Raw genomic sequence first — 9,406 nt, forward strand, 5'->3', positions numbered from 1 at the left:
GTGTCCGATTCTCGTTCTTCCATGCCCGGACGCGTGTTGTGCGTCACACTGGCTGCAGTGGTCGACGCCGTTGAAGCAGGAGGTCAGGTGCCCAATCGGTATCTGCGCTATGGAGATCAGCGCTACATCATCACCAAGGAGGCCGAAGCCCGGCTGAACCGCACACTCGAGTCGGTGTACGGCACCGGAAGCCGTGGTCACGAATGGCTGAACCTCTACCACGACAGTCCGGCCCCCTGCCGGCTGCTGATCGCGCCGGGCGTCCCGATCACCATCGAGACCGAACCCTGTCCCGGGGACTGACTATCGTCTGATTCATGCGCATTGGAGCACACCTTCGCGAGGACGCAGACCCGCTGGCCACCGCCGAGGAACTCGGGATAGACGTCTTCCAGATGTTCGTCACCGATCCGCAGAGCTGGAAGAAGCCCGAACCCAATCCGCGTGCTGCGGACATCCGCGATTCCGACGTCGACGTCGTGGTGCATTCGAGCTATCAGATCAACGTCGCGAGCCTCAACAACCGCTTGCGGATGCCGTCCCGCAAGGCGGTCGAGCAGCAGGCCGCTGCGGCCGCCGAACTCGGCGCGTTCGGACTCGTCGTGCACGGTGGTCACCTGCGCGACGGTGAGGCTTCGGCCGAGGGATTCGCCAACTGGCGCAAGCTCTTCGACCGCCAGGCCGACAAAGGCGGGTTCGGTGTGCCGATTCTGATCGAGAACACCGCGGGCGGCGACCACGCGATGGCGCGCACCCTCGAATCGATCGACCGGCTCTGGGAGGCGGTGGGTGACTTCGACGCCGCGGGCTTCTGCCTGGACACCTGCCACGCGTGGGCCGGCGGCGAGGACCTCGTCGGACTCGTCGAGCGGGTCAAGGCGATCACCGGACGCATCGATCTCGTCCACCTCAACAACTCGCGCGACGAGTTCGACTCGGGACGCGACCGGCACGCCAACCTCGAGTCCGGTCACATCGATCCGGACGTCCTGGCGGCGGTGGCCAAGGCCGCCGACGCCCCGGTGATCCTGGAGACCCCCGCCGAGGGAATCCCCGCCGACCTGGCCTATCTGCGCGACGCGCTCTGACGCTTGCAAAAGTAAGCACCTTCACAGCCAGACGAGTTGTCGGCAACGCTACTCGGGCGTAAACTGAGGTTACCGACGAGTAACTTATGCGTTCGTCGATCTCAGACTTGCCCACCGAGCCAGCCAGATAGGAACACCATGGGCCATTACAAGAGCAACATGCGCGACCTCCAGTTCAACCTCTTCGAGGTCTTCGAACTCGACAAGGTCCTCGAGTCGGGCGAGTTCGGCGATCTCGATCACGAGACTGCTGTCGACATGCTGCGCGAGGTCAAGGCCCTGGCCGAGGGACCCATCGCGGAATCCTTCGTCGACGCCGACCGCAACCCGCCGGTCTTCGACCCCGAGACCCACTCCGTGACGATCCCGGAGGGCTTCACCAAGTCCTACAACGCCCTCGTCGAGGGTGGCTGGGACAAGATCGGCATCGCCGAGGAACTCGGCGGCCTGCCTGCTCCGCGTTCGCTCTACTGGGCGATCGGCGAGATGATCCTGGGCGCCAACCCGCCGATCTTCATGTATGCAGCGGGTTCGGGTTTCGCCAACATCTTCTTCAACAACGGCACCGACGAGCAGAAGAAGTGGGCTGCGATCTGCTCCGAGCGCGGCTGGGGCGCCACCATGGTCCTCACCGAGCCCGACGCAGGTTCCGACGTGGGCGCCGGCCGCACCAAGGCCACGCAGCAGGAAGACGGCTCCTGGCACATCGACGGCGTGAAGCGTTTCATCACCTCCGCCGACCAGGACATGACCGAGAACATCTTCCACCTCGTCCTGGCCCGCCCCGAGGGTGCCGGCCCCGGCACCAAGGGCCTGTCACTGTTCTTCGTTCCCAAGTTCCACTTCGACCCGGAGACCGGTGAACTCGGCGAGCGCAACGGCGCATTCGTCACCAACGTCGAGCACAAGATGGGCATCAAGGCGTCGGCCACCTGTGAGGTCACCTTTGGCCAGCACGGCGTCCCGGCCAAGGGCTGGCTCGTCGGCGAGGTCCACAAGGGCATCGCGCAGATGTTCGAGGTCATCGAGCACGCGCGAATGATGGTGGGCACCAAGGCCATCTCGACTCTGTCGACCGGTTATCTCAACGCACTCGACTACGCCAAGGAGCGCGTGCAGGGTGCCGACCTGACCCAGATGACCGACAAGGCCGCGCCGCGCGTGACCATCACCCATCACCCGGATGTGCGTCGTTCGCTGATGACCCAGAAGGCCTACGCCGAGGGTCTGCGTGCCGTGTACCTGTACACCGCGTCGCATCAGGATGCCGTTGCGGCAGAGATCGTCTCCGGCGCGGACGCGTCGATGGCACACCGCGTCAACGACCTGCTCCTCCCGATCGTGAAGGGCGTCGGCTCCGAGCGGGCCTACGCCAACCTCGGTCACGAGTCGCTCCAGACGCTCGGTGGTTCGGGCTTCCTGCAGGATTACCCGATCGAGCAGTACATCCGCGACTCCAAGATCGACTCGCTCTACGAAGGCACCACCGCGATCCAGGCGCAGGACTTCTTCTTCCGCAAGATCATCCGCGACAAGGGCCAGGCGCTCGCACACGTCGCCGGACAGATCCAGTCGTTCATCGAGTCAGAGGCCGGCAACGGCCGCCTGAAGGCGGAACGTCAGCTGCTGAAGACCGCACTCGAGGACGTGCAGGCCATGGCCGCGTCGCTGACCACCAATCTCATGGCGGCACAGGAAGATCCGAAGGAGCTCTACAAGGTCGGGCTGGGTTCGGTCCGCTTCCTGATGAGCGTCGGCGACCTCCTCATCGGCTGGTTGCTGCTCAAGCAGGCGCAGGTCGCACTCGCCAAGCTCGACGCCGGCGCGGCGGGCGACGAGAAGTCGTTCTACGACGGCAAGGTCGCGGTCGCCACGTTCTTCGCCAAGAACATGCTGCCGCTGCTCACCTCGGTGCGCGTCACCGTGGAGAACGTCGACAACGAGATCATGGAGCTCGACGAAGCCGCGTTCTGAGTTCCGTTACACCTGAAACTCCCACTTACACACGAAACCTCCTGTGTAAGTGGGAGTTTTGTGTGTGCGGACTGGTCAGCGGTAGCAGGCCCGCCACCCCTGCGACCTCAGTACCACCACATCGCAGTAGGTGGCACGCGGGTAGTAGGCGCCCATACTGACGGCGGGATCACCGCCCTTGCTCTGCGCCGCCTGCACCGATGAGGGGTAGAAGCCCGACGACGGCAACATGTTTCGCAGAAAGACCACTTTGGTCGGCACATTCGTGTCACCCCAGCCGATCACCGTCGCCGTCGGGTCCGACGAGCGACTCAGGTCTGCGGGTGCGGCGACCACGTATGTGTAGTAGCCGTCGCTGTCGAGGCGCGTCTGGAAGTCGGCCGCACACGCCACCACCGGATACGGGGTCATCTTGTCGTTCTGGCACATCGACCAATAGCGCAGGCCGACTCCAGGTTTCGCGGGTGATGCACCGGCGCGCGTGTTCGGATAGGTCGGCGCCTTCCCGCGGATCACGACGACGCGTCCCTTCCGATAGGTCAGACCCGCACCGATGTACTTGTTGTCGCCGTTCGGAAACAGGCCGGCGGTCGAGTTCGGATTGACGAAGGTCGCCTCCGGCGATCCGGCCGGGAAGGAGTTCGCGGCCGCGCCCGCGATCGCCCGATCGAACACCGACGTGAGCGCCGCGGCGATCGGACCGCTGTAGTTGCGCGGGTTGAACGGCACTGCGCACGGCCGGAGCGTGACCTGCGCTCCGCCGAGATGCATGACGACCGTGGGAAGTTCGACACCCCCACTCAGCGACGAAGGATCGTCGGGAACGTACACCCGGACGATGAGGAACCCGACCGGCACCCGCTGTGCACCCGCCGCGGGCAGGCCGCGAATCTCGTTGCGGGAGCGATTCGGTGCACGATTGACCACCGTGGCCTGCCATGAACCACCCGCGGCCGCCGCTGGATCCACGAACGGGTTGACATCGTTGCCGGCAGGCCGGATCTGGTTGTCCCGCAACGTGTCCACCGTGTTGAAGTCGGTGCCGTAGGTGTTCAGCGAGAAGTACCGCGCGTGCGGGTAGCGGCCCGACAGCGAGATCGAATCGCCCGGCCCCAGCGCATACGGCAACACCCAGTAGGTCGCGTTGACGTCCGGGAAGGCGACATTGAGGTCATCACGATTGGACATGATCTGCCACGCGCAGACCGGTCCCGGGGTGTCGCCCTGACCGACCGGCTCGGCCCGGCCGACCGCTGTCCCGAACGTCGTGAGCGTCGCTGCGACGACGCTCACGATCACCACCACCGCGCTACGCCACGACCTCATCGGAGGGCTCCGGCGCCTAGTCTTCGGTCACCGTCAAGCAGTAGCTCAGCTCGGGCGACCTGGTGTAATGCAGCGACTGCTGACCGGAATCGCAATTGGGTGGGCCCGACTGCCGGGAGTCGATCTTGACCGCCACGAAGGCGCTCTGTGGCGCCGAGCCGCAGCTGATCTCTCGCACGTCAGAGAGCGATCCGGCCACTGAGGGCCACTCGTAGCACTTGCCGACCTGCATTTCTCGGGCGAGGCACAGCGTCTTGCTATCGTCACCGGACCCGCGGAACCACACTGTGTCATACGATTCGCCGCATTGGCTGCTCACGTCGACCTTGGCGGCCACCGACCAATGGAAGTCGGACGTGCCGCAGTCGATCTTCACCGGCTTGATGCTGGTGCCGGAATCCTTCTCGATTCGTACGCAGTCGCCGACCGCCACATCATCGGAGTCATTGACGTTGTCCTTGTTCGCCCAACCCAATGCGAACAGGCCGATGATGCCGATCACGACCAGGAACACAAAGATGCCCAGGCCGATCCACAGCCACTTCAGACTGGACTTCTTGGGCGGCGGCGTGAACCCACCGCCCGCCGGCGCGGGGTACGGCTGATAGGCGCCCGGCTGGGCCGCCGGATCGGGTTGATACGGCTGCCCGGCCTGGTATGGCTGGCCGGGTTGATACGGCTGCCCAGGCTGATACGGCTGGCCGGGCTCGTTCGGCGGAACACCGGGCTGACCAGGATAGGGCGGTGGAGTCGTCATGGACAGAGATGCTACTTCTTCTCATGTCCGATTCAGCGCATTGGTTGTGATGCACCGATTCCGACGCCTACTTGAGGAGCAGGCTGTCGCGGATCAGCTGGTTCGGATCGAGAGTGCAGAACACAGCCACAAGGCGATAGGCGTTCTCGTTCGACGAGAGCAGCGGCCGGTCGTGGCGCTGCGCGTAGGCCCGAATGGTCGCCTGCTGCTGTTCGGGAGTCAGCGAGATGTAGGTGCCACAGGTCATCTGATCCGGATCGGTCGCCGCCCCGGATTGCGGCGGTATCGACGTCGACGTCGTCGTACTCGTTGTAGTCGTCGTCGACGTGGTGCTGGTGGTGGTCGACGGTGAACTCGACACCACCGAGCCGGACGTCGGTATCGCCGTGCCTTCGACGTCGCGCGAACAACCCCCGACCACGAGGCCGAGCGCTGCGGCGGCGGCCATCACCGCCGCAGCGCGCCTCGCGTTGTTTCCCCCAACAGGCATAGCGCCAGATTACTTCGGTGGCATCCGGATGCCGCCGTCGACGCGGACAACTTCGGCGTTCATGTACGAGTTGGTGGCCAGTTCGACCACCATCGACGCGAGTTCGTCGGCCACACCGAGACGATGCGGGAACAGTACCGACTCGCCCAGCTTTGCCTTGAACGCCTCGGCGGCCTCGCCCTCGCCGTAGATCGGGGTGTCGATCAGGCCCGGAGCAACGGTGTTCACCCGGATGCCGACCGCCGCCAGGTCACGAGCGACCGGCAGCGTCATGCCGACCACACCGCCCTTGGATGAGGAGTAGGAGGCCTGGCCGATCTGACCGTCGAAGGCCGCGACACTGGCCATGTTGACGATCGCGCCACGTTCGCCGTGCGCGTCGAGCGGCTCGTTGCGGCTCATCGCCGTCGCGGCCAGACGGATCGCGTCGAAGGTGCCGATCAGATTGATCGCGATGACCTTCTTGTAGGCGTCGAGGTTGTGCGCCGACGCGAACTCGCCGTCGCGGCCGATGGTGCGCTGCGCCCAGCCGATGCCGGCCGAGTTGACCAGGACCCGCAGCGGGCCGAGTTCGGCGGCCTTGTTGACCGCGGCCTCGATCTGGTCGGTCTGGGTGACGTCGACGCTGACGAACGCGCCGCCGATCTCCTTGGCGAGTTCCTCGCCCTTTTCTGCGTTGAGGTCGGCGACGACCACCTTCGCGCCCTTGGCCGCCAGCTGGCGGGCCGACGCCGCGCCGATGCCCGACGCGCCGCCCGTGACAATTGCACTAGCTCCGTTGATATCCACGTTTCGGAGGATAGCCACCCCGCGTATGACTCGGAACACATGCCCCTCGATGTTTCTTCATGGTCACTTCGGAAGCTGCACCTGCGCGGGCGTCCATCGGTTGGTCGTGGAACCGTCCCCCACTTGTCCATAGGTGTTGGCACCCCAGCAGAAGACGCCTCCGCCGTCGACAGCGCACGTCGATCCCTCGGCGGTACTGATGTCGGTCACGTCCGCGACACCGGACAGTTTCTGCGGCGTGCTGACGCTGCTGGGACCCTCCTGACCGAACTGTCCGGTGGAGTTGGAGCCCCAGCAGTACGCATCACCGCCGCTGACCGTCGCGCACACCGTACCGGCATCGGTGGTCACGGCCGTCGCCTTGCCGATCCCGTCGATCTTGGTCGGCGTGACCACATCCGACGTGTTGCCCGGACCCACCTGCCCCTCGTCGGCACGACCCCAGCAGTACACGTCCCCGCCGGCAATCGCGCAGGTCGTACCGTCGTCGGTGTCGATCGCGGTCACATCGGCCAGTTGCGAAATCTGCCGTGGCATCGCCACTTCCCCTGTGGCACTGCCATTCCCGAGCTGGCCGTCGCCGTTGTCGCCCCAGCAGTACGCCTTGCGGTCCGCGACCGCGCAGGTGGTGTCGTAGCCCGTCGAAACCGCCGTCACACCTGATAGACCCGCCACCATGAGTGGAGTTGCGCTCGACGTCGGGGTTTCACTCCCGAGCTGGCCGAAACCGTTTGCGCCCCAACAGTAGAGCTCACCGCGCGACACGGCGCAGACGTTGCCCCGTTCCAGGTCGACGTCGTAGTCGCTGGAGATCACGGAGACACCGGTCAGGTCGGGGACCAGTGTCGGCTGATCTGTCACGGCCGGGTTGTCGTCGGCCAGACCTTGCGCGCTCTTGCCCCAGCAGTAGACCTTGCCGCTGCTCAGGACACATGCGGCGGGGCCCGCACTGACGGAGGTGTCGGGCTTCGCGTCGTCACCGCCGACGAGCAGCAACACAGTGGTGGTCGCCGCGACCGCGACGATGATGACCGCAGCGACCGCGCCGAGGACCCACCACAGTCCGCGACGGCTCTTTCGCGGCGTCGGACCCGGATACCGGTTTGCATTCGGCGGGGGTGGCCATGGGCCGGGCGGGGGTCCGGTGGCGACCGTCGAGGGATAACTCGCGCGGACAGTTGACGGATCGACGGGGTCGACGGGCGTGAATTCGTCTGGCAGTCCCCCGCGCAGTCCGGTCGTCAGTGCCGCAGCGAAGGTCGAACAGGAGGGGTAGCGCAGGTCTGGATCGTCGGAGAGTGCGGCCGCGAACACCGGATCGAGGTTCACCGCGTCGGCCCGCAGGGCACCGATCGGCGCGATGTGCGGTGCCGTCGGAGCCGTGCCGGTGAGCCGCTGGTAGGCAATCGCCGCCAGCGAATACTCGTCTGCGCGTGCCGTCGCCGGACCCGTCGCGGTCTCGGGCGCCGCGTAGGGCGACCCGGTCGATCCGGCAACGGCGGCGCCGATTCCGAAGTCCGACAGCAGAACCCGCAACGTCGACGCCGGTCCATCTGAACCGACGAAGATGTTCGCGGGCATCAGGCGCCCATGCACAACCCCGTGCCGGTGTGCGTGATCGAGCGCGGCTGCCGCCTGCTCGATCACCGCCCCGACCTCGCCGACCGACAGCGGTTCGGCGTCGAGTCGTCGGCCGGCGATCCGATCGGTGACGAACCACGGCACACCGTCTTCCACACCGTGCCGACGAACCGCGACGATCCCCGGATGCTCGAGTTGTGCCCAGGCGCCGAGCGCCTCCGCTACCCGCGACTGCATGTCGACATCGACCGCACTGGTGACGACAGTCAGCACTCGCGGCTCCGACCGTTCGGCCTCCACGAGGTAGTTCTCACCGAATTCGCCGACACCGGCCGAGGACACCACCCGATTGTCGGCGAAGACATCACCCGGGCTCAGCGGCATGGTCATCCCCTGTCGGTGTCGCCGCCCAGATTGGCGCTACGTATCGGACGGCTCGTGCGTCAGATCGTATCGGAGGCGCGAATGTCCGACCCTCCATGCGAAAGACTTCATCCGTTCCAGAACACCTCACCGCACCGTCGTTGTCACGCGGTCGGAGCCACCGCATCTCCCGGTGTTGGCCTACTGGTGCGGCTGTGGTTGGGTGCGGGGTGGGTGTCTTCGACTGCGCGGCAACGGTTTCGCCGTGGCGTCGCGGTTCACACTATGGAGTTCTCAAAGGTCGTGCGCGGAGCGAACTCCGCTGTTCGGGATGGTCACCGGCGGATCTCGACACGGCGCCTCGCCCCTGGGGCTCGGTACCGGCTCGATCAGCGGCAGGGGCGCGAGATCACGTGGTCGGGTTCAGGCGGCGTTGTCCAGGCGCATGGTGCGTCGGTTGTAGGCCGGTAGTGGTCTCCTTTCCGGATCAACGGAGGCCGGCGGAACCAGCCACGGGTGGCGGTCAGCCCCGAGGACGACGTCCCACCCGTTGTGGTGCACATCGGTATGGCAGGACGGGCAGAGTAGGCACCCGTTGTCCAGGACGGTTCTGCCGCCGTCGGCGTGATGTTTGATGTGGTGTGCGTGGGCCCAGGACGCCGGCGCGCCGCATTTGATGCAGCACCCTCCGTCACGCACGATCAACGCTCGACGCAGGTGTGATGGGAACAGGCGTAGGTTGTCGGTCATCGCGACCGGCACCCCGTCCTTGTCGACGGTGATCGCGGTGACCACCGCGTCACAGGTCAACAACCGGGCGGTGTCCAGGGTGACGGGTCCGGTGAACGCCATCGACGCCAGATCCGGATTGTCGGCCGGCAACGTGAGCAGCACTTGATGTTTCGGCATCCCCACCAGGCCGTGACCACTGTGCCCACCGTGCGCGGCGTCGAGGATGCGTTCCAACGCTTCGGAGCGGCGACGCCCGGCGCTGCGGGCGTCGGGGGAGCCGTCGGGTTCGGGACGAGGTGCGGCCAG

At 65.9% G+C, this 9,406-nt stretch carries 9 protein-coding genes; 3 read left to right on the plus strand and 6 right to left on the minus strand.

Features of this window, described 5'->3' with window-relative positions:
* Positions 1-87 precede the first annotated feature (87 nt).
* The 3 genes from ACWDTF_RS16905 (at position 88) to ACWDTF_RS16915 (ending at position 3,062) form a co-directional block, all read left to right on the plus strand.
* Positions 88-303, plus strand: a complete 216-nt coding sequence (locus ACWDTF_RS16905; RefSeq protein ID WP_240860587.1) for a hypothetical protein — start codon at positions 88-90, stop codon at positions 301-303.
* A gap of 14 nt (positions 304-317) precedes the next feature.
* Positions 318-1,088 carry a deoxyribonuclease IV gene (locus ACWDTF_RS16910; protein WP_240860585.1) on the plus strand — a complete coding sequence of 257 codons (771 nt, stop codon included), beginning with the start codon at positions 318-320 and terminating at the stop codon, positions 1,086-1,088.
* A 138-nt stretch (positions 1,089-1,226) separates the two neighbouring features.
* Positions 1,227-3,062 (plus strand): acyl-CoA dehydrogenase, encoded by a 1,836-nt coding sequence (locus ACWDTF_RS16915; RefSeq protein ID WP_240860583.1) that lies wholly within the window; start codon positions 1,227-1,229, stop codon positions 3,060-3,062.
* A gap of 75 nt (positions 3,063-3,137) precedes the next feature.
* Here the strand turns inward: ACWDTF_RS16915 and ACWDTF_RS16920 are convergent, their stop codons facing one another.
* From ACWDTF_RS16920 to ACWDTF_RS16945, 6 genes are all read right to left on the minus strand, one after another.
* Positions 3,138-4,388 (minus strand): hypothetical protein, encoded by a 1,251-nt coding sequence (locus tag ACWDTF_RS16920; RefSeq protein WP_449754704.1) that lies wholly within the window; start codon positions 4,386-4,388, stop codon positions 3,138-3,140.
* Positions 4,389-4,404: 16 nt separating this feature from the next.
* The gene (locus ACWDTF_RS16925; protein ID WP_240860580.1) at positions 4,405-5,145 is read right to left on the minus strand and encodes an LppU/SCO3897 family protein; all 741 of its coding nucleotides are present in this window, start codon (positions 5,143-5,145) and stop codon (positions 4,405-4,407) included.
* A 67-nt stretch (positions 5,146-5,212) separates the two neighbouring features.
* The gene (locus tag ACWDTF_RS16930; RefSeq protein WP_240860579.1) at positions 5,213-5,635 is read right to left on the minus strand and encodes a hypothetical protein; all 423 of its coding nucleotides are present in this window, start codon (positions 5,633-5,635) and stop codon (positions 5,213-5,215) included.
* 9 nt (positions 5,636-5,644) lie between these two features.
* On the minus strand, positions 5,645-6,424 hold the full coding sequence (locus ACWDTF_RS16935; protein WP_240860578.1) for an SDR family NAD(P)-dependent oxidoreductase: 780 nt from the start codon (positions 6,422-6,424) through the stop codon (positions 5,645-5,647).
* Between the two features lie 63 nt (positions 6,425-6,487).
* The gene (locus tag ACWDTF_RS16940; protein WP_449754705.1) at positions 6,488-8,395 is read right to left on the minus strand and encodes a protein kinase domain-containing protein; all 1,908 of its coding nucleotides are present in this window, start codon (positions 8,393-8,395) and stop codon (positions 6,488-6,490) included.
* 396 nt (positions 8,396-8,791) lie between these two features.
* Positions 8,792-9,406 (minus strand): HNH endonuclease (locus ACWDTF_RS16945; protein WP_449754706.1); only part of this gene is annotated, 615 nt, incomplete at its 5' end.

The sequence above is a fragment of the Gordonia sp. NPDC003422 genome (assembly GCF_053588675.1).